This is a genomic window from Paenibacillus sp. L3-i20 (genome assembly GCF_022180385.2).
GTDB lineage: Bacteria > Bacillota > Bacilli > Paenibacillales > Paenibacillaceae > Pristimantibacillus.
Map to the genome: position 1 here is coordinate 1,379,564 of NZ_BQME02000002.1, position 22,222 is coordinate 1,401,785.

General features: G+C 40.5%; 28 protein-coding genes and 1 riboswitch. Of the genes, 7 read left to right on the plus strand and 21 right to left on the minus strand.

The annotated features are described in order from the left end of the window. Positions 1-108 precede the first annotated feature (108 nt). From MFF31_RS19995 to MFF31_RS25260, 20 genes are all read right to left on the minus strand, one after another. The gene (locus tag MFF31_RS19995) at positions 109-1,554 is read right to left on the minus strand and encodes a HAMP domain-containing sensor histidine kinase (RefSeq protein WP_248565541.1); all 1,446 of its coding nucleotides are present in this window, start codon (positions 1,552-1,554) and stop codon (positions 109-111) included. Positions 1,555-1,572: 18 nt separating this feature from the next. Beyond that, complete coding sequence (locus tag MFF31_RS20000) at positions 1,573-2,289, minus strand: response regulator transcription factor (protein ID WP_238190351.1); 717 nt, start codon at positions 2,287-2,289, stop codon at positions 1,573-1,575. Between the two features lie 27 nt (positions 2,290-2,316). Beyond that, on the minus strand, positions 2,317-3,582 hold the full coding sequence (gene ccsA, locus MFF31_RS20005) for a cytochrome c biogenesis protein CcsA (protein ID WP_282570542.1): 1,266 nt from the start codon (positions 3,580-3,582) through the stop codon (positions 2,317-2,319). Continuing rightward, complete coding sequence (gene resB, locus MFF31_RS20010) at positions 3,579-5,255, minus strand: cytochrome c biogenesis protein ResB (RefSeq protein WP_238190352.1); 1,677 nt, start codon at positions 5,253-5,255, stop codon at positions 3,579-3,581. Before resB ends, ccsA begins: the two co-directional genes overlap by 4 nt. An 11-nt stretch (positions 5,256-5,266) precedes the next feature. After that, complete coding sequence (locus tag MFF31_RS20015) at positions 5,267-5,797, minus strand: redoxin domain-containing protein (RefSeq protein WP_238190353.1); 531 nt, start codon at positions 5,795-5,797, stop codon at positions 5,267-5,269. Between the two features lie 84 nt (positions 5,798-5,881). Further along, positions 5,882-6,625: a pseudouridine synthase gene (locus tag MFF31_RS20020; protein WP_238190354.1), complete on the minus strand. Its 744-nt coding sequence runs from the start codon at positions 6,623-6,625 to the stop codon at positions 5,882-5,884. 57 nt (positions 6,626-6,682) lie between these two features. Continuing rightward, complete coding sequence (locus tag MFF31_RS20025) at positions 6,683-7,216, minus strand: spore maturation protein (protein WP_282570543.1); 534 nt, start codon at positions 7,214-7,216, stop codon at positions 6,683-6,685. Then, positions 7,209-7,868: a nucleoside recognition domain-containing protein gene (locus MFF31_RS20030; RefSeq protein WP_238190355.1), complete on the minus strand. Its 660-nt coding sequence runs from the start codon at positions 7,866-7,868 to the stop codon at positions 7,209-7,211. The genes MFF31_RS20025 and MFF31_RS20030 overlap by 8 nt, the downstream gene beginning before the upstream one ends. 111 nt (positions 7,869-7,979) lie before the next feature. Continuing rightward, positions 7,980-9,068: a D-alanyl-D-alanine carboxypeptidase family protein gene (locus MFF31_RS20035; protein WP_238190356.1), complete on the minus strand. Its 1,089-nt coding sequence runs from the start codon at positions 9,066-9,068 to the stop codon at positions 7,980-7,982. A gap of 152 nt (positions 9,069-9,220) precedes the next feature. Next, entirely contained in the window at positions 9,221-9,706 is a 486-nt protein-coding gene (gene ytfJ, locus MFF31_RS20040) for a GerW family sporulation protein (RefSeq protein WP_238190357.1), read from the minus strand. After that, positions 9,679-10,368 (minus strand): DUF2953 domain-containing protein, encoded by a 690-nt coding sequence (locus MFF31_RS20045; protein WP_238190358.1) that lies wholly within the window; start codon positions 10,366-10,368, stop codon positions 9,679-9,681. Before MFF31_RS20045 ends, ytfJ begins: the two co-directional genes overlap by 28 nt. Before the next feature lie 60 nt (positions 10,369-10,428). Next, entirely contained in the window at positions 10,429-11,031 is a 603-nt protein-coding gene (scpB, locus tag MFF31_RS20050; RefSeq protein ID WP_238190360.1) for an SMC-Scp complex subunit ScpB, read from the minus strand. Next, positions 11,000-11,779 carry a segregation and condensation protein A gene (locus MFF31_RS20055; protein WP_238190361.1) on the minus strand — a complete coding sequence of 260 codons (780 nt, stop codon included), beginning with the start codon at positions 11,777-11,779 and terminating at the stop codon, positions 11,000-11,002. The genes scpB and MFF31_RS20055 overlap by 32 nt, the downstream gene beginning before the upstream one ends. A 34-nt stretch (positions 11,780-11,813) precedes the next feature. Further along, complete coding sequence (gene ribH, locus MFF31_RS20060; RefSeq protein ID WP_238190364.1) at positions 11,814-12,284, minus strand: 6,7-dimethyl-8-ribityllumazine synthase; 471 nt, start codon at positions 12,282-12,284, stop codon at positions 11,814-11,816. 53 nt (positions 12,285-12,337) lie between these two features. Further along, positions 12,338-13,573, minus strand: coding sequence for a bifunctional 3,4-dihydroxy-2-butanone-4-phosphate synthase/GTP cyclohydrolase II (locus MFF31_RS20065; RefSeq protein ID WP_238190365.1), 1,236 nt, complete (start codon positions 13,571-13,573; stop codon positions 12,338-12,340). Positions 13,574-13,645: 72 nt separating this feature from the next. Next, the gene (gene ribE, locus MFF31_RS20070; protein ID WP_238190367.1) at positions 13,646-14,311 is read right to left on the minus strand and encodes a riboflavin synthase; all 666 of its coding nucleotides are present in this window, start codon (positions 14,309-14,311) and stop codon (positions 13,646-13,648) included. Positions 14,312-14,333: 22 nt separating this feature from the next. Then, positions 14,334-15,443: a bifunctional diaminohydroxyphosphoribosylaminopyrimidine deaminase/5-amino-6-(5-phosphoribosylamino)uracil reductase RibD gene (gene ribD, locus MFF31_RS20075; RefSeq protein ID WP_238190369.1), complete on the minus strand. Its 1,110-nt coding sequence runs from the start codon at positions 15,441-15,443 to the stop codon at positions 14,334-14,336. A gap of 220 nt (positions 15,444-15,663) precedes the next feature. Beyond that, positions 15,664-15,868: riboswitch (FMN riboswitch) on the minus strand. A gap of 263 nt (positions 15,869-16,131) precedes the next feature. Continuing rightward, positions 16,132-16,332 (minus strand): DNA-binding protein, encoded by a 201-nt coding sequence (locus MFF31_RS20080; protein WP_238190371.1) that lies wholly within the window; start codon positions 16,330-16,332, stop codon positions 16,132-16,134. 84 nt (positions 16,333-16,416) lie between these two features. Then, entirely contained in the window at positions 16,417-16,569 is a 153-nt protein-coding gene (locus tag MFF31_RS25470; protein WP_375541368.1) for a hypothetical protein, read from the minus strand. Positions 16,570-16,598: 29 nt separating this feature from the next. Continuing rightward, complete coding sequence (locus MFF31_RS25260; protein WP_282570544.1) at positions 16,599-16,724, minus strand: hypothetical protein; 126 nt, start codon at positions 16,722-16,724, stop codon at positions 16,599-16,601. 381 nt (positions 16,725-17,105) lie between these two features. On the opposite strand from MFF31_RS25260, the gene MFF31_RS20085 reads away from it, so the two are divergent. Next, positions 17,106-17,246 (plus strand): hypothetical protein, encoded by a 141-nt coding sequence (locus tag MFF31_RS20085; RefSeq protein ID WP_238190373.1) that lies wholly within the window; start codon positions 17,106-17,108, stop codon positions 17,244-17,246. Between the two features lie 244 nt (positions 17,247-17,490). Beyond that, the gene (locus MFF31_RS20090) at positions 17,491-18,003 is read left to right on the plus strand and encodes a DUF3231 family protein (protein ID WP_238190375.1); all 513 of its coding nucleotides are present in this window, start codon (positions 17,491-17,493) and stop codon (positions 18,001-18,003) included. Between the two features lie 67 nt (positions 18,004-18,070). Here the strand turns inward: MFF31_RS20090 and MFF31_RS20095 are convergent, their stop codons facing one another. Next, positions 18,071-18,328, minus strand: coding sequence for a hypothetical protein (locus MFF31_RS20095; RefSeq protein WP_238190377.1), 258 nt, complete (start codon positions 18,326-18,328; stop codon positions 18,071-18,073). A 189-nt stretch (positions 18,329-18,517) separates the two neighbouring features. On the opposite strand from MFF31_RS20095, the gene MFF31_RS25335 reads away from it, so the two are divergent. From MFF31_RS25335 to MFF31_RS20115, 5 genes are all read left to right on the plus strand, one after another. Continuing rightward, positions 18,518-18,865: a DUF6713 family protein gene (locus tag MFF31_RS25335; protein ID WP_309296702.1), complete on the plus strand. Its 348-nt coding sequence runs from the start codon at positions 18,518-18,520 to the stop codon at positions 18,863-18,865. 670 nt (positions 18,866-19,535) lie between these two features. Further along, positions 19,536-20,243, plus strand: a complete 708-nt coding sequence (locus MFF31_RS20100; protein ID WP_238190379.1) for a DUF421 domain-containing protein — start codon at positions 19,536-19,538, stop codon at positions 20,241-20,243. 80 nt (positions 20,244-20,323) lie between these two features. Continuing rightward, positions 20,324-20,563, plus strand: coding sequence for a translation initiation factor 2 (locus MFF31_RS20105; protein WP_238190381.1), 240 nt, complete (start codon positions 20,324-20,326; stop codon positions 20,561-20,563). A 54-nt stretch (positions 20,564-20,617) separates the two neighbouring features. Beyond that, positions 20,618-21,043 carry a ferritin-like domain-containing protein gene (locus MFF31_RS20110; RefSeq protein WP_238192162.1) on the plus strand — a complete coding sequence of 142 codons (426 nt, stop codon included), beginning with the start codon at positions 20,618-20,620 and terminating at the stop codon, positions 21,041-21,043. A 617-nt stretch (positions 21,044-21,660) separates the two neighbouring features. Further along, positions 21,661-22,086 carry a tyrosine-type recombinase/integrase gene (locus MFF31_RS20115; RefSeq protein ID WP_309296692.1) on the plus strand — a complete coding sequence of 142 codons (426 nt, stop codon included), beginning with the start codon at positions 21,661-21,663 and terminating at the stop codon, positions 22,084-22,086. The last annotated feature ends 136 nt before the right edge of the window (positions 22,087-22,222 follow it).

Below are 22,222 nucleotides of genomic sequence, written 5' to 3' on the forward strand. Positions count from 1 at the left end.
TCACGAACAACAAGATTAATCTTGTTGCTTCAACAAAAACAGCGTCCCCTAGGGGGGACGCTGTTTTTTCATTCTCTCTTATTGGACAATATTCAATCTGCATTGACATTATTCATGTGCTTCGACAGGAAGCAGCATCGTAAACAAAGTGCCTGCTTCGGCGGAACTTTCAACAACAATTTGACCATCATGCAGATCAATTAAATTTTTGACAATAGCGAGTCCGAGTCCAGTTCCACCTGACGAACCTCTTGTTCTAGCCTTGTCTGCTTTATAAAACCGTTCAAAAATATAGGGGACATCTTCAGGCGGAATGCCGTGGCCTTCGTCCTTTATATTCAATTGAATGTAAGCTGTCCCGTTAACAATTTGATTCTCACCGGATATCATAATTGATTTGCCAGCAGGCGTGTGTCTCACGGCGTTGTCTAGCAGATTCGTTAGTACCTGCTCCAGACGATCTTCGTCGCCCTGCTTCATCGTCAAAGGTATATCAGGAATTTCCATATGAAGCGTAAGTTCTCGTTCTTTTGCAAATACAAGAAACTTCCGATGCACTCGTTTGACAACGTTACGGACATCTACCTCTTGAAAATGCATATCTACATGGCCGGCTTCTATCCTAGCAATATCAAGAAAGTCGTTCACCAGACGTCCCATACGAAGCGACTCATCATAAATAACTTGAACTAACTCTTTTCTATCCTCTGGTGAAACAACAATATCATCTAGCAATGCTTCACTATAGCCTTGAAGCATGGACAAAGGTGTGCGTATCTCATGCGAGATATTAGCTACAAAATCTCGACGCAGCTTATTAAGCTTATGCTCCTCTGTCACATTACGTATGACGGCTACAGCGCCGCGCACGACCCCTCCAGATTGTAGTGGTGCCATTACAACAGACCATACGTTGCTATGCACATGCACCTTTCCAGTAAGATCTTGACCTTCTTCTCTTACATCCTGAAACAGCTGTCTGAGCGGCATTGGAACACTTGAATAAGAAGGTATCCCATCTAACGATTCTTCCTCCCATGCTGACTCAAAGGATGACCACTGTTTGATGAGCATATGTCCGCTTGGATTTGTCAAAATGACTTGTCCTTCTGCATCAAAAGTAATGACGGAGTCGCCCATACTTCTTAACACGCTCGCTAAATGATTTTTTTCATGATTCAAATCATGAATGAGTTTCTCCAGCTGCTCAGTCATATGATTGAATGTATGAGTTAATTGGCCAATTTCATCGGACGAGCGAATATTAACTCGTGTACTGTAATCGCCTTGTGCGACCGAATCAGCCGCATGTTTCAGTTGCAAAAGCGGCTGCTGAATTTTGGCAGACAGGAAAAAGGCAAAAAACGTTGATAGTAGAAATCCGATGACAGCTGTAATGATAAATAGTAGCTTGATGTCATGTGAGTTATCATCAAATAAAATATCAATGTATTGCAACAAAAATACGCCTAAAATTAATAGAACTACAGCAACCAACAGCATAATAGTCGCCCAAAGCTTTCCTATTACACTATGCCATAATAATCGGGCCATTCGATCCCATAACTTCATTTATTTCGGAACCTCAAGCTTGTAGCCAACGCCCCATACTGTCGTAATCATCGCTGCTGCTTCGGTTGATACTTTATTCAACTTCTCACGCAATCTCTTTACATGAGTGTCTACTGTACGCAAATCACCAAAGAACTCATAGTTCCAAACATCTTTAAGTAACTCCTCACGGGAAAATACTTTATCCGGTGAGACAGCTAAGTAATGAAGCAACTCATACTCTTTTGGCGTTAGACTAACTTCTTGTCCTCCTGCTGTTACACGATGAGCATCATGTTCAATAACAAGATGAGGAAACACGATATTGTTGCTTGTATTAAGCTCTTTTGTCAAAAATGCAGTTGCGGAAGATCGTCTAAGAATTGCTTTCACTCTATAAATAACTTCACGTGGGCTAAATGGCTTCACGACATAGTCGTCAGCACCTACTTCGAAGCCTTGTACACGATTCATTTCCTCACCTTTTGCTGTAAGCATGATGACAGGAGTTGCTTTAATCTGACGTAGACGTGAACATACTTCCACTCCATCAATTCCTGGCAACATTACATCAAGCAATATGAGTGCATAATCTGTGTTAGACGCTAGTCTTAGAGCAGATTCACCGTCTTCTGCCTCATCTATTGTATAGCCTTCCTTCTCCAAATACATCTTAAGCAGGCGGCGAATACGTTCCTCATCATCTACTACCAAAATACGGTTCGAGTAATCAGTCATTCGAAACAGCTCCTTTCATTAGCTACATTATACTCCAGAATAAGAATGTAATCCTGCAATAATCAAGTTAACACCAATTAATGTAAAGAGGACGATAACAAACCCGATAACTGCTAACCAAGCTGATCGCAATCCCTGCCAGCCTTTCGACAGACGGAAATGCAAATATGCACTGTAGAACAACCAAGTAATAAGTGCCCATACTTCCTTTGGATCCCATCCCCAGAATCGGCCCCAAGCAATTTCTGCCCAAATCATTGCAAAGATTAGTGCACCTAACGTAAATATTGGGAACCCGATCGCAATTGCACGATAACTAATTTCATCTAGATCATCCGGATCAATACCATCCATCATAGGGTGTATTACTGCTCCCATCCGCTTACGGAATAGCAGTCGAAGTAGACCATATAATAATGTACCCGCAATAATCGACCAAACAACTGTATTTAACTTACGACCTGCATTAATACCATCCATCCAATGTGGTGCCTCAAACAATGGCTTATCCATACCAAGGAATGATTGAATATTTACAATTTCACTGTTGTATGGTTGTACAATTGGCGGCAAATAATAATTGACTGTTTCAATCTTCGATTGTTCAGCGCCATTAGCATCAATTAATACATTTTCTTGTGTGAACTGAGCTTCATAACCCGCTGCGCGAAATCCGAATACTGCTATGATAAAACCGATGATAACGATGATCGAATAAAGAGTGAACTCTACCCAAAATTGCGATCTACGTGCTTTTTTGGTAGTATCATCAAAATTAACAACTCTTAGTAAGTACATTAACCCTGCTGCGAAACCTACTGCAAAAAAGGCTTCACCTAGAGCTGCAGTCGTTACATGCACCTTTAACCAAATGGAGTTCAGTGCTGGGATGAGCGGCTGAACTTCTTGTGGGAATACCGATGCATAAGAAACAATGATAACCGTCAGCGGCAATGCGAACATACCTAAAAGCGGCTTGCGGTACATAGCATGTATGATAGTGAAGGCAATCATAATAGCCATTCCTAAAAAAGTCATAAACTCATACATGTTGCTCGTAGGAATTTGCTTCATCGGACTTCCGAACCAACGAGTGAAGAAAAAGGTAAGATGTGCCGCAAGCCCAGTACTGGACACAAAAAACGCAATTTTACTCCAACGCTTCTCATGCTCTTGTGGATCACGATTGCTCCATTTCTTGCCCGCTATAGCGATAACATAAAACATAAATGCGAAGCAATATAGAAAAAATGCCGCCATAAACGCATCGCTGCTGAACTCCAATAAACTCACGCGTTATTCCCTCCGTTATCTAGCTTCTTCGGGTCAATTGTTACCCCTATTTTTTTCAAGGCGGCGGCAACATCTGCTCTCATGCCAAACCAGTTTTTGTTCGTATGTGCCCCAAGCGAAAGCTTGCCGTTATCAATACGAAGCCAAATTCTACGGTGCTGCCAATAGGAACCTAGAATAAGTCCTATCATTGAAAAAACAGCTCCAACCCATAGGTAAGGCAATGCACGATCTATACGAACATTCAAAAAGGTTGTTGCTTCCGAGAAATCAACATTTTCCATGCCATCTACCCGTATTTCAATTTTTTCCGCAATTTCACGATTAATTGTATCTTGAGCAAACTTCACTTTATCCTTTTGCATCGGGAAATACATATAAGGTTCTCCCTCTTTTGCAAGCCCTGGTCCCTTGACAGTAAACACAAATGCAGGCGCTTTCGGATCTCTAGAGAGAGTAGTAGGTTTGCCTTCGCTATTTAATGCAAACTCCATGTAATTAGCATATAAGTCGAGCGTGTAAGGACCCAGCTTATATTGCAGAGCAGCATCCTTCATTGGTAGATCAAACGGACCGTATATTTCTCCAGTACGCTTGTCCTCCAATATCGGCTTTACACCATTTAAACGCGGTGTTAGATCAAAGTCGAATTGATAGAGCTTTAAACCTTTATGCGTCAATGGATCATTAACGATAATGTTATGTTCCTTGACCATTTCTAATACAGGTTTATTAAGCGGGTCACTGCAATTGCTTACGCACTCATATAGTATTGCTTGAGTTTCAAATTTCTTCGCTCGGTTGACTCCCTGCAATTGATCAGGCAACTCATCATCGCTATAAAATTCAACTGTAAACTTTTCGCTTTTAATGTAATAGTTTGTCCCAGTAATATGTACAGTGTCTCCGTCTGGGATAGTAACATAATCATCCATCTGCCATCCTGGGATGCTGCGTGCTAGTATCGCTAACAAGAAGAGGATAAGACCGATATGATTAATATATGGTCCCCATCTGCTGAACCTATTCTTTTCGGCTAATAAAGCAGTACCTGTTCCTTCCTCAAAATGAACCTTGTACCCTCTGCGCTTCAGCTGTTCACCAAATTGTGCTACCCAAGTGCGTTCATCCGTGTCAATGTCGGCCGTATAGGCAGTCTTCTGACGTAAAATGAATTGCAAATGTTTGCGAATTTGTTGCTTCTTTAAAGCACGATAAAGCGGTAATACGCGATCCAAACTGCATATTACTAATGATGTTCCGATCATTACTAGAAGAGTGATGAACCACCAGCTCTCATACGTATGGGATAAACCCAACACATAATAAATTTTACCTGGTAAACCATATGTCTCTTCGTAATATACGGTGGCATCAAAATTGTTGATAAACGTGCTTTCCTGCGGGTAAATTGTTCCAAACATAGCCGTTATAAACGTCAATACAATCAAATAGATTGCAATCTTTACCGAGGAAAAAAAACTCCATATTCGGTCAATATAATTAGGATTGCTCTTCTGTGAACGCCTTGCTACACCATCATAACGCATTTCAAGCGGCTCGTCCGAATGCTGCATCTCTTTAAGCAACGGTTTGCCGCATGATTCACAAAGTACAGTTCCAATTGAATTTTGATGACCACAATCACATTTCGTATTTTCAACTGCTAACACATGATGACCTCCTACAGCTGTAACAAACGTTCAACTCGCTCATTAATATCTTTTTCTAACATTCCTCCGACAACAACCTCCATCAACGTTCCATCGGGCTTGACGAAAAATGTAGTAGGATATTGGCGCAAACTGTAGCTGCGTTCTGTTTTACGATTTACATCTCGCAAAATTGGATAGGTCAGATCGAAACGATTAAGAAAATTATTAACTGTAAGCGTATCCTCACTTAAATTAATGGCGAGTATAACCAGCCCACGATCTTCCCACTTTTCGTATTGTCTCTGGAATTCTGGCATTTCTCTTACACACGGTTCACAGAATGTTCCCCAAAAGTTAATAATGACGGGCTTACCTGCGTAATCATCAAGTCCCTTTACCCCGCCGGTCATATCAGCAAGTTTAAATGCGGGCGGTTTGCTGCCAACTTTTATTGGACCTGACTCTTCTTTCCCGAACAGCGTAGTTCCAATTGCGTATCCGCCTAAGAGTAATACAGCTAATAATATTACGATTTGGACAGTTTTCCGCGATTTGCCCATTTTATCTTCACCACCAGTCCCATTAGCACGACTACTTTAGCTTCATTATAACGAAAAGTCGACGGCAATTACTGCCGCCGTCGATTACTTTTTATGAACTTTATGTGTCTTAACTGCACTGTTTAGGAGCTCTTGTACTTCTCTTTCGGTTAGATGACGATACTTGCCGCGAGCAAGATTATGAAGACTCAAGTCGCCAAATTTGATGCGTTTTAGACGAATTACTTTATGATTAATCGCCTCAAACATTCTTCGAACTTGACGGTTACGACCTTCATAAATCGTAATGGAAATGGTTGCTTCTTTCTTAATGGTATCAACATCATGATATTCCACTTCCGCAGGTGCTGTCATGCCATCCTCAAGCTTAATGCCTCTTTGTAATTGCTCAAGCGCTGAACCATGGGGCACACCTTTTACAGTTGCGTGATATGTTTTCGGTACATGGTGACTTGGGTGCGTCAGCATGTTTGCGAATTCACCATCATTTGTTAATAAAAGCAAACCTTCCGTATCATAATCTAGCCGGCCAACAGGATAAACCCGTTCTTTAATGCCCGGCAAGAAATCGGTTACGATTTTGCGTCCTTGCGGATCTTTGGCGCTTGTAATTACACCCTTGGATTTGTTAAGCATTAAATAAAGCTTCTGCTCACCGCGAACGGTTTTTCCGTTTACTGTAATGACATCCGTAGCCGGATCTGCTTTTACTCCAAGTGTTGTTACTTTCTCTCCGTTAACTTCAACGGCTCCTGACAGGATAAGCTCTTCGCATTTGCGACGTGAAGCAACCCCTGCTTGTGCTAATATTTTCTGTAAACGTTCCACTGCTTTCACCTCACTCTACATCATAACGATATAGCGACAAAAGCACAAGCTCAACCATTAGAATATGTAAAGGCAAATGGCAATTGCAGCAAAAAAACCGACAATATCCGAAAATAATCCTACTTTTAAGGCATATCGTGTTCTTCTGACTGCTATAGCACCAAAATACACGGTTAGTACATACAGCGTTGTGTCTGTACTTCCTTGAATTGTTGATGCAATTCTCCCAATCATTGAATCAGGTCCATATGTTTGAATAAGATCAGCCGTGAATGCTAACGAACCAGCGCCCGTTAATGGCCGCAAAATGCCAAGCGGGAGCACTTCACTTGGTATGCCCCACCAATCGAACAATGGCCGCACAACAGAAAGCATAATTTCCATCGCCCCGGATGCTCGGAACATACTGATTGCTACCATCATCCCAACTAACGGCGGAATAATGCTGATAGCTGTACTAAACCCATCTTTAGCACCTTCAACAAATGTTTCATAAACGGGAATTTTCCTTCTTAACGCGGCATAAAGCGGAATAAACACGATTATGGCAGGTATCATCCATGATGACAGTTTTGTAAAGAGATCATACAAGCTCTCCACCTCCTGATGACTGTAAAGGCGTTGTATGTTTACTCGGTTTCTGTGACGGTGGCGGTAATGGAGGAGCCTTTGAGCGACTGCGATACCATCGATCAGCGGCAATCGCAGCTGTTGTCGCCACAATAGTAGCAGCAATTGTCGTACCAATGATTTCAGCAGGGTTAGCAGAGCCGTAGTTCATGCGTATTGCAATCAAGGTAGTAGGTACAATTGTAATGCTGGAGGTATTGAGGGCAAGCAAAGTGCACATTGCAGGAGTTGCGGTATCTTTGTCGGGATTCAGTTTTTGGAGTTCTTGCATCGCTTTAATACCCATTGGAGTTGCTGCATTGCCGAGTCCGAACAAGTTAGCGCTAAGATTACTCATAATGTATCCTATTGCTGGATGATCTTTCGGAATGTCTGGGAATAACCAGCGTACAACTGGTCTAAGCAACCGTGCAAGTTTTTTTAACAAGTCAGCATCTTCAGCAATCCGCATCATGCCAAGCCAGAATACCATAATGCTTATCAAGCCAAAACTGACGGTGACGCCAGACTTTGCGCCATCAAAGGCAGCCTGTGTCACCGTATCCATTTTGCCAGTAAAAGCTGCAACAACAACACTTACAACGATAAAAAACAACCATATCCAGTTCACCATACGAACATACCTCCCCTACAAACAATAACATTGTCCAATGTGCGTACTTGCTCCTTTTCTCCCAAAAGGACAAATTCCCGCATCATCTTCACTATTTTAGAACGAATTCACTTATTTATTTGGCAGTTGCAATCGTGCACTCCCAGTGTCATATATGGGCACAACACCTATTTTTTGTCCTTTTAAATAGAAATGTAAATGACCGCGCTCACCTAATGCATATTGTGTAGTTGCAGCATCAATCAACACTAATTTGGAATCTATTCCACTCTCTTCTTCAAGGTTAAGTGGGTAACTAAAGCTTTGACCAATTGCATAAGGATAACCAGAAATTTCATTCCCTTTCTCTACAATCGTTCTTAATGGGAAATGTTTGTATCCCCAATCGAGCAAATTGCGATGATCCGCCCAGTCATCACCATCATTAATGGTAACGGCTGCAAGCTTCTGACCATTGCGAGTTGCTGAGCTGACTAAGCAGCGAAACGACTTTTTGGTGTAACCTGTTTTAACACCATCCGCTCCTTCGTACATCGCAAGCATTTTGTTTTTATTTTGCCAACGATAATCCCATGGATCATGCGGGTTAGGAGCTTTTTTTTCCTTTGTACTTACGATTTCTGCAAAAACTTCATTTTTGAGTGCATAAGCAGATAGCTTGGCCAAATCATTTGCTGACGAATAGTGCTCATCATCATCTAGCCCATGCGGATTCATAAAATGTGAATTTGTTAGCCCAATTTGGATCGCTTTTTCATTCATTAAATGGACAAAACCTTCCTCTGAGCCGCCAACATGTTCCGCAATTGCTGTTGCAGCATCATTGCCTGAACGAAGCATTAGTCCATAAAGCATATTGCTTAAGCTCATTTCTTCATTCAGTTGGAGATAAATAGATGAGCCTTCCTTCCCTACAGCGCGCTTAGACGTCTTCACCATATCGGTTAAGTTCCCATGTTCTATGGCAACTATTGCTGTCATAATTTTGGTCAGACTGGCGATTCTCATTGGCGTATCGCCATTGTTGCTGTATAGCAGCCGACCAGATTCAACATCGATAAGCGCTGCTGCTCTTGCATTTGTCCCAATTGCATCAGGCGACGCTCCTACACTTTCTGTCGGAATTACATTAAAACTGACCAAAGTGGAGATTAGAAAAAAGGCTGCAAATCGGGTAAGCTGCTGCTTTGTAAAAATCATGTTGTTCTATACTCCTCTCGGTGCAATAACATCATTTGTTCTAGGTGTACATGCTACATTAGTATATGCTTGTACTTGCCTCGGTAGACGAGTCAATAACAACTAAAAAAATTAAAAACTGCCCTTGCGGGCAGTTTCAAACTTATTTCAATTTAGATACTTTGAGAATCATCTGTAACATGACCATCTATGATGGTCGTTGTTGTTTCAGTAAATTCTGTATTGCCCGATGGTTGCTTCATCATACTTTGAAGCTTATCAAACACCTTTGGAGCCGAATCGATAACTTTTTCAATAAGATGCGTTCCGTTATCAAGTGGCACAATTTTAACACCTTGTGTTCCTACAACCAAGAAGGCAATTGGCGTAATAGATACTCCACCACCGCTACCGCCTCCAAATGGCAATGAAACTGTCGAGTGATGTGCATCATTTCCAGAGCTGCCATGTTTATCAGCACCTTCAGTTCGAATATCGCTGCCGCCAGCGACAAAACCGAAGCCTACCTTTGAGATCGGCATAATAATACTACCGTCTGGCGTTTGAACAGGGTCACCTACAATTGTATTAACATCAACCATCTCTTTAATATTTTCCATTGCGGTTTGCATTAGGCCTTGAATAGGGTGTTCTGCCATGCTTTGACGCCTCCTTTCCATTTCTTCATGCGAACTAATAATTGCAGTCCGGCAAGAATAGCATAACCGAAGCGGATTTGAGCTATGCACGACCACTCTGTTGCAAAAGCAGCCTTTTGAAAATTAGGGCTAACTTCCATCATTGGTTGTGCCTTCACATGAACCATCTGTGAAATAACGCCAATGATAGATGTTTTGACCGACCACAGTGATCCTGTCGCCATTGCAGTCCACATCGCATCGCCTGTTCCAACTGCTGTAGACCATTTCCATTCCGTAATGTTCACTTTAGATAACGTACCTCTTATCCACCCCTTCAAATCACGTGTAATATAAAGGATGTGTTTAAACTTATCAATAAAACTCGTTACTTTCTCAGCATCAATTTCATCATTAAACTGTTTCCACGTATTTATTCCAACATCAGACTGATTTACTTCTTCCTCCAACTTGAGCGATTTTCCTGTAAAACGTACATATGGTATTTTGTATTGGTAGCGAATCAAACCAAACAGTGCTCTAATATTTAGCTCCGCATCTTCATCTTCTCCTACCCATCGCACTTTTCCATTCACAACGATAGGAGATGCTAAAATTACGATTATGATGAGCAAAAAAAAGAGACCGCCTGCCATCATCCAACCGTAAGGGTGACTAAGCATCTCAATGCTTCCTCCGTTCCCTAATATAGGTTGAATATAGTATGGCTCTGCGGTCAATTCTCATTCTTTCAATTCATCAATTGTTAATTGACGACCATCGAGTCTGTCAAATAACATCTGTGTTTGCTCATCCAAAGCATCATCAACATCAACATGTTTAGGCTCTGGAAGCCCTTTTATTGAAGCTAATCCGAAGTAATCTAGAAATGATTTCGTCGTTCCATATAAAATAGGTCTGCCTATCGCTTCAGCTCGTCCTACTTCTTCAATCAAATCTTTGGAGACTAACGATTGAATGGCCCTGTCACTTTTCACTCCGCGAATTTCTTCAATATCGATCCTTGTGATCGGTTGTCTGTAGGCAACAATTGACAACGTTTCTAAAGCAGCTTGTGACAGCTGTGCCCTTGTTGGTGAATAAGCCATTCTCTCGAAATATGGGGCATGCTCGGGATGTGTAGTCATCCGATAAGCAGATGCCACCTCTGTAATTTGTATGCCTCTTGCTTCACGTTCTAAATCGCGTTGAAGATCATAGACAAGCTCTGATGCGAAATCGGCATCAAGCTCCAATATGTCGGCAAGCTGACGTTTTGTCAAACCTTCGTCCCCTGCCATAAATAAAAGTCCTTCAATAATCGACTTCAGCTTCTGATAATCCATTTCCGTCGTTCTCCCCTCTCCAATGAATGACGATATCGTCAAAGAGCGAATGTTGAAAACAACGGATATTTTTCATCTTCATCAGCTCCAAAATCGCAAGAAACGTCACGACGATCTCATGTCTATTCATATTTTCACGAATAAGCTTTGAAAATCGTACCGTTTCATGTTGCCTCAGCACATCTACAATATCTCTAATTCGATCTTTAACTGATATTTCATCACGTTGAACTGTTGCAATAACATTCCTTCTAGCTGCTCTTCGCAGCGCTTTCTGGAATGCAGCAACAAGATCCGAAATATGTAAGCCTTCTACTGGATTAACCTTCTCTTCCTTCTGGAATGGAGTCATATCTTCCGGCTCTCTTGAGTAGATTAAACTTTGTTCAAGCTCCTTCTCGCGCAACTGATCGGCAATTTGCTTAAACTTCCGATATTCAACGAGCTTTTGGATCAATTCATCACGTGGATCGAGTCCATCATCATGCCATTCTTCATACTCATCCTCAAAAATCGGAGGCTTAGGCAGGAGTTGCTTACTTTTAATCGCAAGCAACGTCGCCGCCATAACAAGAAACTCACTTGTTACCTCAAGCTCAAGCTCCTTTAAGGCATCCAAATACTCCATATACTGAACTGTAATTTCGCTGATGGACACTTCATGAATATCAATCTCTGATTTATCGATCAGATGAAGTAACAGATCCAGTGGACCTTCGAATGCATCAAGCTTGTAAAGCACAGACACTAGCGCAACCTCCCGCTTAACGCAGCTGGAGAGATTAACCCTGCAGCTGCTTTGTTAAATTAGCCATTTCGATAGCGGTAACTGCCGCTTCATATCCTTTGTTACCTGCTTTTGTACCTGCACGCTCAATTGCTTGTTCAATTGAATCAACGGTGAGAACACCAAAGATTGTTGGAACTCCTGTTTTAAGAGCTACAGCTGAAACTCCCTTTGCAGCTTCGTTGCATACGTAGTCAAAATGTGGTGTTGAACCACGAATAACAGCACCTAATGTAATTACAGCATCGTACTTTCCGCTTTCTGCCATCTTCTGTGCGATTAGCGGAATTTCAAATGCACCTGGAACCCAAGCAACTTCCACGTCCGTTTCTTCAGCACCATGACGTTTGAATGCATCAAGAGCACCACCGAGCAGCTTTCCGGATATAAATTCGTTAAATCTACCTACAACTACACCATATTTTAAACCTTTTGATACTAAATGTCCCTCATAATATTTCGTCATGCTAATAACTTCCTCTCAGTTTTATAATTTTTGATAAAAATGAATGCATATTATTACACTTCAGAGCCTTCAAATCGAAGCATATGTCCTAACTTAGCCTTTTTTGTTCGCAAATAATGTTGATTGCTTTCATTAGCTTCCATCTGGATAGGCACACGCTCTACAACTTCAAGACCATAACCTTCAAGCCCTTTTATTTTGCGTGGATTATTTGTCAGCAATTTGATTTTCCTTACGCCAAGATCTTTCAATATTTGAGCACCGATCCCATATTCCCGTAAATCTGGAGCAAAGCCCAACTTGATATTTGCTTCGACCGTGTCAAAGCCCTGCTCTTGCAATTCATAAGCTTTTAACTTGTTAATTAAACCTATACCCCGTCCCTCTTGACGCATATATAGCAATATGCCGCTGCCTGCAGCATCAATTTGACGAAGTGCAGCATCTAACTGAGGACCGCAATCGCAGCGATGTGAATGGAATACGTCGCCTGTAAGGCATTCTGAATGAACTCTTATTAGTACAGGTTCATCGGAGTTAATCTCCCCCTTAACTAGGGCTACATGCTCCTTTTGATCAACCTGGTTCGTATAAGCTATCGCTCTAAACTGACCAAAGTCAGTTGGCATCTTCACATCAACAGCTCGTTCAACCAGCTTTTCCTTCTCATTGCGATATCGAATAAGCTCTTTAATTGTAATAAGTTTTAATCCGTGTTTTCCTTTAAATTCAATAAGGTCAGGAAGTCTCGCCATCGTGCCGTCTTCTTTAATAATTTCACAGATGACAGCAGCAGGAGCAGAACCACTTAGTTTCGCTAAATCAATTGCCGCTTCTGTATGACCTGCACGACGGAGGACGCCTCCTTCTTTTGCAATTAGTGGGAAAATATGACCTGGTCTACGGAAATCAGCAGCTCTTGCTTGAGGATCAATTAATGCCTTTACTGTTAATGAACGTTCATATGCAGATATGCCCGTTGTCGTGGATGTATGATCAATCGACACAGTAAAAGCAGTTCCATGATAATCCGTATTTTGCGATACCATAGGTGGTAAATCAAGATCATTAGCGCGTTCTTGTGTTATAGGAACACAGACAAGACCACGAGCTTCAGATATCATGAAGTTTATTACTTCAGGTGTCGTTTTGTCTGCCAGAGCGATTAAATCGCCTTCATTCTCACGATCTTCATCATCAACTACGATAATCGGTCTGCCGCTTTTTAAATCTTCAACAGCATCTTCTATTCGGTCGAAATAGTCTTGCTCAGTATTATTCGCATCCATCCCGATTCCCTCCTCTATATGCAGCTCATTCTCTTTTAGAGACTTGAGCCTGCTCGTGCCGTTAGTAACAAATTACATGAAACCATGTTCCACTAAATAGGCTGTAGATAACTTTGAAGTCTCGCCGCGCTTATTCTTTTCTGGTTCCTTGTAATGAAGCAGATGATCCACATATTTGCCGATAATATCGCTTTCTATGTTTACGGTATGTCCAGAATATCTATTTTGCAGTGCGGTTTGGGCTAATGTATGAGGAATGATAGATACTGTAAATCCGTCTTCCGTCGTATCGACGACTGTTAGGCTTACTCCATCGATTGTGACTGAGCCCTTCGGAATAATATATCGAAGATTATTTGGATCAGTTAAACGAACGGTAAAGACTACAGCGTTAGCATCCACCTTACGAGATACCACATGCCCTGTACCGTCAACATGCCCTTGTACGATGTGCCCACCGAATCGTGCTCCTGCTTGCATTGCTCTCTCCAAATTAACAGGTTCACCGGTCTTTAGTTCATGCAAACTTGATTTGCGATACGTCTCCGGCATCACATCAACTGTGAAACTAGATCGGTCAAAAGAAGTAACCGTAAGACAAACGCCATTAACAGATATGCTGTCTCCGAGCTTTACATCCTTTGTTACAATAGCTCCGCTAATCGTTATAACCATTGCTTCGCCTTGCCTCGATACACTCTTTAATTTGCCTACTTCTTCAACTAATCCAGTAAACAATTAATCACTCCTTCCTGTCAGACTAACTGCTTGTATAAATAGGATATCCAGTAACGCAAATATCGTCGCCTGCCATTTCCACCTTTATCCCTTTTAACTGAATTGCGTGATCCATTAATGTACGCCCCTTAAATGCAAAGTTTTGCGGTGCGAGGTCTCCACCAATAATTTTTGGGGCGAAAAATAATATCACTTTATCAATAAGTCCCGCTTCTAACATTGCACCGTTAAGTTTGCCTCCACCTTCGAGTAAAATGGAACCAATTTCTTGTTTGCCGAGTTCACTCATAGCGTAAAGCAAATCAACTTCCTCTCCATCTCCGCATGAAATAATTTCAATTCCCGCTTCAATAAGTTGATTTCGTTTAGTTTGATCGGCTCTGCTAGTAGTTAAAACAATAGTTCGAGCCGAATGATCAGTTACAACTCGTGCCGTTAAAGGCAATCTTAGCTTAGAATCAACGATAACTCGTGCTGGATTAATTGCTGGTACTACAGCTCTTGTCGTTAATTGGGGGTCGTCTGCTATCACTGTGCCAATACCGACCATAATACCGCCATGCTGATGTCGAAGCATATGTGTTTGTTCTCTCGCTACAGCTCCTGTAACCCATTTGCTATGACCAGTTTCAGTCGCAATTTTCCCATCCAATGTGCTTGCTGTTTTTAGAGTTACGAATGGAAATGATGACGTAATAAATTTGTTGAATTTCTCATTCATTTGGAACGACTCAGCTTTAAGCAACCCAACTTCAACGTCTATTCCATGCTCCAGAAGTCGCTTAACTCCTCTTCCAGCAACGACTGGATTAGGATCAGTTGTTGCTACGACAACTCTTGATGCTTTAGAATCAATAATTCTGTCACAGCAAGGCGGTGTCTTACCATGATGACTACATGGCTCAAGCGTTACATAAACAGTCGCACCTTCAGCAGCATCACCTGCCATGTTTAACGCATGAACTTCGGCATGACCTTCGCCACGTTTCAAATGTGCACCAATACCAACTATTCTTCCATCCTTCACAACGACACATCCCACAACTGGGTTTATGTCCGTTTGGCCTGAAGCTTTAGCCGCCATATCAAGCGCAAGACGCATGTAATACTCATCATTTAATACATCTAGCAAAACAGAAAAACCCCCTCACCGGCTTGCTTGCCGACAGGGGGGTTAAGATTGTGAGAACAACGACAGATTGGTTCTAATTTAAGGATCTCAAATGCGATCACAAAGAGACTGCCTTTATGCAGTCAGAACCAGCACTTCCACATTGTCAAAAAAACCCATCCAACTTGTGAGATAACTCACAAGAGAACAAGCTAAATAAAACAAACGTAGCCTGCCGAAGCTTCTCCTTCTCCCATCCAGACTTTACTGTCGGTCCCGGAATTACACCAGGTCCACCGTTCCAATGAAACAAAGGAGCACTCTGCTCACTTGTAATCACTAGCCCGGGTCACGGACTGACGGAAGTGCATCACGTACGGTTGTCCGTTCCGCATTGCATTCCGATCACCGCCGGTTGGGAATTTCACCCTACCCCGAAGGAAAGCTAATTAATTTATTTGTGTTTAATAATGTTTAGATCGTGTCATATGGTGATTAGAAACCCTTATTCTTAGGGGTTTTTGGTCTTTTTTTAAGATATCGTATCCCATCATGTCAAAGCATGATAAGTGATTGCCTGCCAATATCCTACCAAGCTCCACTTTAAACCCTACCAAGGTTCCTACCAGAAAACCTATCACTGCATGTGGCTATTCAAGCTAAACATTGATGAAATGTTACCACCTAAAAAATAAAAAAGCAAGGATTTTCATCCCTGCTTCTTTTCGCCCTCTAACCATACGAAAAATATTTCTTTAGAAACTTTAATCATTCTGTTCTTCCCAACCCGTCTTGCCGTAAAGGGTGGCTCATTAAGAAATTCATATGTCGCTCTCCTGCCAATGCCTAAATTTTTTTGAATATGAGGCGGTTCCAGAACTATTGGAAGTTCATCTTTTGATATAAGCATTGCAATTCCTCCCCTTTGTTACCTCTAGTGATCTGTATGATTTCAACCGCTTATCCTACACCTTCAAAATAAGCTTGTCTGCCATTATGCTGATACTTTTTTATGAGCACACTGGACCATTACATCAACGCTACCCTTTTGCATGTTTAGCATGTTGGCAATATACTCATGTGGAAAACCCTGACCTTTTGCCAATATCAAGACCTCCCGCTCTATTGAGCTCAAAATGTCCAACACCTCTTTAAGCTTGTGTTGCTCATCCTCAGTCAAAGTTGATGCGCTACGGCTATTGGTTGGCCTTCAATCGCAAAATATACTGTAGCTGAGTAAACAAGTAACACGATCCATGCACCGATAAATCCCCATCTCCATTGCTTAAGCCAACGTCTCAATCGAGATGCATCCTTTCGAACTTGTAATGTTTACTGAGTATTTAATGCCTATAGGATAATAGCGACATTCTCTCTTGCTTCCTGCTTTACAGATAAGCTCCTTGTTGACTAAGTTAGTCATGATTCCGCTTAAGCTACTTTGACTATTGATGACTAGCTGCAACAATTCTTTCATTGAGATTCCTTCGTTAGCTTCAATTAGTTTTAAAACACCCTGTTGTCTTTCTATAACGACGACCATTTATCCCTCCTCTCTCAATAAATCGACCATATGTTCTGTTTTTAGGCAGCAGTTATCCATCAGATCAACAAGAGTGACCTATTTTAATGTTTCTTCATGTAAAGGGCATATTAGACAAGTAAGAAAAGGAGGGACAACCAGTGCTAGATGAAAAAAATAAAAAATTAAAGCAAGAACAAGTTGAAGCAAAGAAAGAAAAGGATGTGCCAGATATAAAACCGGGATTTGATTATATATGGGGTAGCGATCAAGATGACTTAGTTGAGGGCACGGAGGAGTAACATCCTCCTAAACTCCTTTAAATTAAGACCTGTCTACCTTCCCATTCGAATCGCCCACCTTTATCATGAATAAAACGTTCTCCACTCTCGCAGTCAATAACAATGAAATGTGTCTACTGCGAAAATATCAAACAACTAAAAGGAAAGTCACATATATGCTACATATGCTCAGTAGTACACATTAATCCCTTAAAATTGGGACAAACTACTCTAGTTGTTAAACCACTATTTGAGGAGAGATAAAATGGGCATTTTGAGCGGTAACCCAAAAGATGAACCTATGCACTATGGTGAAATCTTTAGTGTCTGGACGGCCTCTACTGTAGCTAAAGGTGCAGTATCATGTTACCAAGCCTACTTAAATCATGCCGGAGACAAAGAGCTAAAAAAAATACTGGATGCTCTTATTGATCAAGCTAAGCTAGAGATTAAAGAACTCGATACTCTGCTTACTGACAATGGGATTACTCCTACACCAGCGATGCCTGAGAGACCCCCAGTTAAACTTGAAGACATTCCAGTCGGCGCAAGATTCTCTGACCCTGAAATTGCCGCTATAATTGCGGCTGACGCATCATTAGGACTGGTAGCTTGCAGTCAAGCTATGGGTCAGTCAATTAGAGAAGATATTGGAGCATTATTTGCTAAATACCATCTCACGAAATCAGCTTTAGGTTTAAAAATACTCCAGTTGAGCAAAGAAAAAGGTTGGCTTATCCCTCCACCACTTCAAGTAAAGCGACCTGAACATAATTAGTATCCGGCCTGCCCTTAGTGGCAGGTTTTTTTAATTACCTAATGATCCTCAATATTCAGTACAGTGTTCATATTGTAATCGGCAATCTTTTCATTGGAATATTCAGATCGTCACTGAAACCAACTTGACTGTGAAACCATTTGGCTCCAGCATGATTGAAAGCAATTGTGGCCAGATCAATCTCTTCCATATCACAGCATTCAGCTTCTTGAATCTGTTCTTCTGAGAAACCCGCAGCAATTAATTCACCATGATTATCCTCGGAGTTCTCGGTAAGGACATACTCACATTCCTCGCCTAAGCATGACCAATCAACAATTTTCATCCTGTTTAATACTGCGATTTTTGCTTTACCTATTACCTCCCATGTATTTGATTATTCAAACGCCAATTAAAATACATAGAGCAGGAAACTAAATTATTTGTTATTCGTATTATTAATCAGTTAAGGAGAGATAAGATTTCACTAAATATAGTTCATTAATGAGGTGTGGATTTGTCATCATTATTACTAATGGTTTTTTCATTTAATTTTGCTCTCCTATGTTTGCACGAAATGGATGCAATAAGAGCCAAAGAATGGAAGATGTTTCTTATTCTTAAAGATATGGAAGATAAACGTGCATTCAAAGTATTTACAATTCTTCATCTACCACTATATACGATATTAATATTTTCATTTGTAAGCCATCATTTTTTATCTTTCGTAATAATAGATCTGTTCATAATTTTTCACGTATTAGTACATTTTTTCTTTGAGAAGCATCCAAATAATAATTTTAAAAATTTTTACTCAAGAATGATTATCTATCCAATGGGCATATTAGGGATCTTGCATCTTCTTGGATTAATGTATGTATAAATTCCGTAATCTATTGAACTGACCGTTTATTCGCCAAACGATCTAGCTAACAGAGATAATTGTTTGCATAGACGGTAGTTCAATTAACGAGAGACAGTCCAGGCGTTTATTTTCTGATGATGACCTCTTGCATGTACTCCTCACACTTGTCATTGAGTTGTGCAAATATATACCGTATTTTCATCCTATCGTTCCCAAGCTCCTCAATATTCATGAATCTTCACGGCAAATCGTTGAAATATTTTCTCGAAATCGGCTTTTGGAAAACCATCTTCATACCTTCAAACGTAAGACGAAAGTATGTTTTCCCTTCCGTCCATCCAGGACTCCTTGTTACCAACCCCTTGTCTAGCAAATCGCTCCAGTTCAGTCTATTACCAACGCAATAGTAGTAATTTGTGGTTGATTTCTTCTAGAAATTCAATCCAAGCGCATGATTAATATCACTAACCTGTTCTTTTGTAAGCTCGATAGTTTGTCCCCCAAATCCTCCCTATGAAGCGCATATCAACCTCGTTTTTAAAACTCATGCAACAACTTTTGTACTCAATTTCAAAATTCATCATCTCCAGTCCAATGTATTTATCTGTTTTTGACTGGTATATTATTCCAATCAATCGAGCACCTTAGTTATTGATGCCTACAAATATTAAAACAAGGAGTTTTGTGCATGGACCATATTGTTATTTTAATCAGAAGTTTTTCTGCATTCGTAATTCTCATGTTAATTGCAAGAATATTGGGGAAACAAACACTTTCCAATATGAACTTTCACGAATTCGTGACGGCGGTCATATTGGGTGCTATGGCAGCTAACTTTGCATTTAACGAAAAGATACAAGTCATCCACCTATTAATAGCCCTGTCTGTTTTCACAATTACTTCTTTTGCTTTATCAAAACTGTTTCTGAAATATAGAAACTTTAAGATGTGGACTGAAGGAACACCAACCGTTCTCATAGAAGGGGGAAATATTCTTGAAAATAACTTAAAAAAGAATAACATGACTATGGATTCTTTAAACCAGCAGCTTCGCCAGAAGGAGATTTTTGATATAGAAGAAGTGGAATACGCCCTCCTTGAGATTAATGGAAAACTATCTGTTCAAAAGAAAAAAGAACTACAAACCGTGACATTAAAAGACATGAAGTTAAATGCAGGTAATGCCACTCAGTTCCCAATTGAGCTTATAATTGACGGACATATTTTGGTTGAGAACTTAAACTCCAATCATATTCCCGAATCATGGTTGCTATCTCAACTAAAGTCTCATGGCACAAAATTAGAGAACATATTCTATGCCGTTAAAAGCAGCAATGGTCAGCTTTTTTTGGATGAATATAAAGATAAAATTAAACATCCGATTGATAAAGAATAGTATTTTCATTAATCTAACACTTCACCTCCTCAGGCAAACGCACATATATTAATGCAGGTGAAATTGGGAGGGAACAACATTTGGATATCAATAACGATTTACGTGATATCGAAATCGCCAAGCTGGCTTTTATAGGAGCCTCGATTGCTACAATAGGCGATGGGATAGCCGCGCTTGCTGCAGGATTGGCGCTCGACGCTTTACAACAAGATTATCAAGCACTTAATAATAAACGTAATTCAGCAGTTATAGGATCTTCTCAAGAACAATTAGATTATTTTATAAACGAATTAGTTAAGATCAGGAATATTGCCGATTGACAAGAATCCGTATATTAAGCTTAATCAAACTTTGATTCAAAAGGAGTGAATAAGATACAATACTACACTAGGCAGCCTTCTACAAATATAAAGATTGTTGCCGATTTAACCAAAGCTTTAAATGGTGAGTTTCACGCTATTCACTGTTATGAGCAATTATCAAATCAGGCCCCAACACAAGAAATTAAAAATCGAATCCTTGAAATAAGAAATGACGAAATTAGGCATTATCACTTGATCTCCCGAATATACACATATCTAACAGATATGACACATTCTCCTCAACTAACTGGACAATGTGCCGCTAACTTTAGAAGTGGAGTGCTTGCATCATTTAAGGATGAACAAGAAACAGTCGATTTTTATCATAAAATCGCAAGAGAAACCAATGATGCTTTCATCAGGGAGACGTTTCAACAAGCCGCATCCGATGAACAAAATCACGCAGTATGGTTTTTGTATTGTTTGAATCATCAATAATCTGCCGGCACTTTTGCCGTTTTTCTTATTGCGCATTATGTGTCTACTGCGCAATTTCCCTATTCGTTTAGTTGTATCGCGCTCGCTAACGCTTAGCTTTTCCGCACTGACGACATTTGTAACTGGTTTTACGAGTCATACTCCACATGTAATCGTGGCCGAATAAAATACATTTTCAATTCATTCATGTTCACCGCTTATTCATAGAATTACTTCGTCACTTCGTCGGAATTCACACTACTTCCTGTGCGCTCTAAGCTTTTCTTGCAGATCGTGCATTGTTATTCCTGCCTGCCCAATTTCTTCTTTAAATTCCTTCGGCACATCCGTTTGCTCCAATATAAAATTCTGTCACAATGACCTCCTGCTAAATTTGTTACATCGATCGTTTGACCAATGCGAACAATAACCGGTGCTGGGCTTTTTATGACTAACTTCATTAAACCGCGGGCTATTCTTCGTTTTGTATTATCAGCTAGTTCCTTCTTTCGAGTGAAATGCTAGGGCAAAGAATAGACCAATCAATGACATCGTTCGCCTCCGACGAATCGAGCTTTCTGTACGACTTATGATAAGTATCCAACAAACCTTGAAGCCTTATAAACGAGTAAAAGCAAGTGGTAAGAATCAAAACGCTTCTACCTGACGCTCTAAGTGAGATTAAAACGCATAGGACTGCAAGTATTAAATTGCGTTGGGAACAAATACAACAATGTGAAAACGAACAGGATTTAATGAAGTTACAGAAAAATTACGAACAACGTGATTTAGTACTTTGCCAACCAAACGGTGACCCAGTTAGCCTTGACAATTTTGATAAGTTTTTTAAACGGATATTGAAAAACACTAACATGCGTGTAATCCGTTTTCACGATCTACGACACATTTGCGCTTCCCTTTTATTGGGTGCTGGAGTTCATCCGAAAATCGTGCAAGAACTTCTAGGTCACGCATCGATCAAATTTACACTAGACACATATTCTCATATGTTACCTAACATGCAAAAGGATGCTCTAATAACATTGGACAAGCTTCTAAAATAATGTCCCATAGAGTCCTGTGATTGCTTTTTATTATTAATACTTTCCTACCAAAAACCTTCCAACACTCTATTTCGATCAAAAAAAACGCCACAAACCCTTATGTATCAAGGTTTGTGGCGATTTTCAAATTAAATAA

Coding starts and splice junctions, on each gene's coding strand:
- MFF31_RS20045 (WP_238190358.1), bottom strand. CDS start 10,368: ATGCTTAGTCACCCTTACGGTTGGATGATGGCAGGCGGTCTCTTTTTT.
- MFF31_RS25335 (WP_309296702.1), top strand. CDS start 18,518: ATGGTTTTTTCATTTAATTTTGCTCTCCTATGTTTGCACGAAATGGAT.
- MFF31_RS20000 (WP_238190351.1), bottom strand. CDS start 2,289: ATGACTGATTACTCGAACCGTATTTTGGTAGTAGATGATGAGGAACGT.
- MFF31_RS20065 (WP_238190365.1), bottom strand. CDS start 13,573: ATGGATGCGAATAATACTGAGCAAGACTATTTCGACCGAATAGAAGAT.
- ytfJ (WP_238190357.1), bottom strand. CDS start 9,706: ATGGCAGAACACCCTATTCAAGGCCTAATGCAAACCGCAATGGAAAAT.
- ribH (WP_238190364.1), bottom strand. CDS start 12,284: ATGACGAAATATTATGAGGGACATTTAGTATCAAAAGGTTTAAAATAT.
- MFF31_RS20035 (WP_238190356.1), bottom strand. CDS start 9,068: ATGATTTTTACAAAGCAGCAGCTTACCCGATTTGCAGCCTTTTTTCTA.
- MFF31_RS19995 (WP_248565541.1), bottom strand. CDS start 1,554: ATGGCCCGATTATTATGGCATAGTGTAATAGGAAAGCTTTGGGCGACT.
- scpB (WP_238190360.1), bottom strand. CDS start 11,031: ATGGATTATCAGAAGCTGAAGTCGATTATTGAAGGACTTTTATTTATG.
- MFF31_RS20100 (WP_238190379.1), top strand. CDS start 19,536: ATGGACCATATTGTTATTTTAATCAGAAGTTTTTCTGCATTCGTAATT.
- MFF31_RS20090 (WP_238190375.1), top strand. CDS start 17,491: ATGGGCATTTTGAGCGGTAACCCAAAAGATGAACCTATGCACTATGGT.
- MFF31_RS20015 (WP_238190353.1), bottom strand. CDS start 5,797: ATGGGCAAATCGCGGAAAACTGTCCAAATCGTAATATTATTAGCTGTA.
- MFF31_RS20080 (WP_238190371.1), bottom strand. CDS start 16,332: ATGCTTATATCAAAAGATGAACTTCCAATAGTTCTGGAACCGCCTCAT.
- MFF31_RS20095 (WP_238190377.1), bottom strand. CDS start 18,328: ATGAAAATTGTTGATTGGTCATGCTTAGGCGAGGAATGTGAGTATGTC.
- MFF31_RS20030 (WP_238190355.1), bottom strand. CDS start 7,868: ATGGTGAACTGGATATGGTTGTTTTTTATCGTTGTAAGTGTTGTTGTT.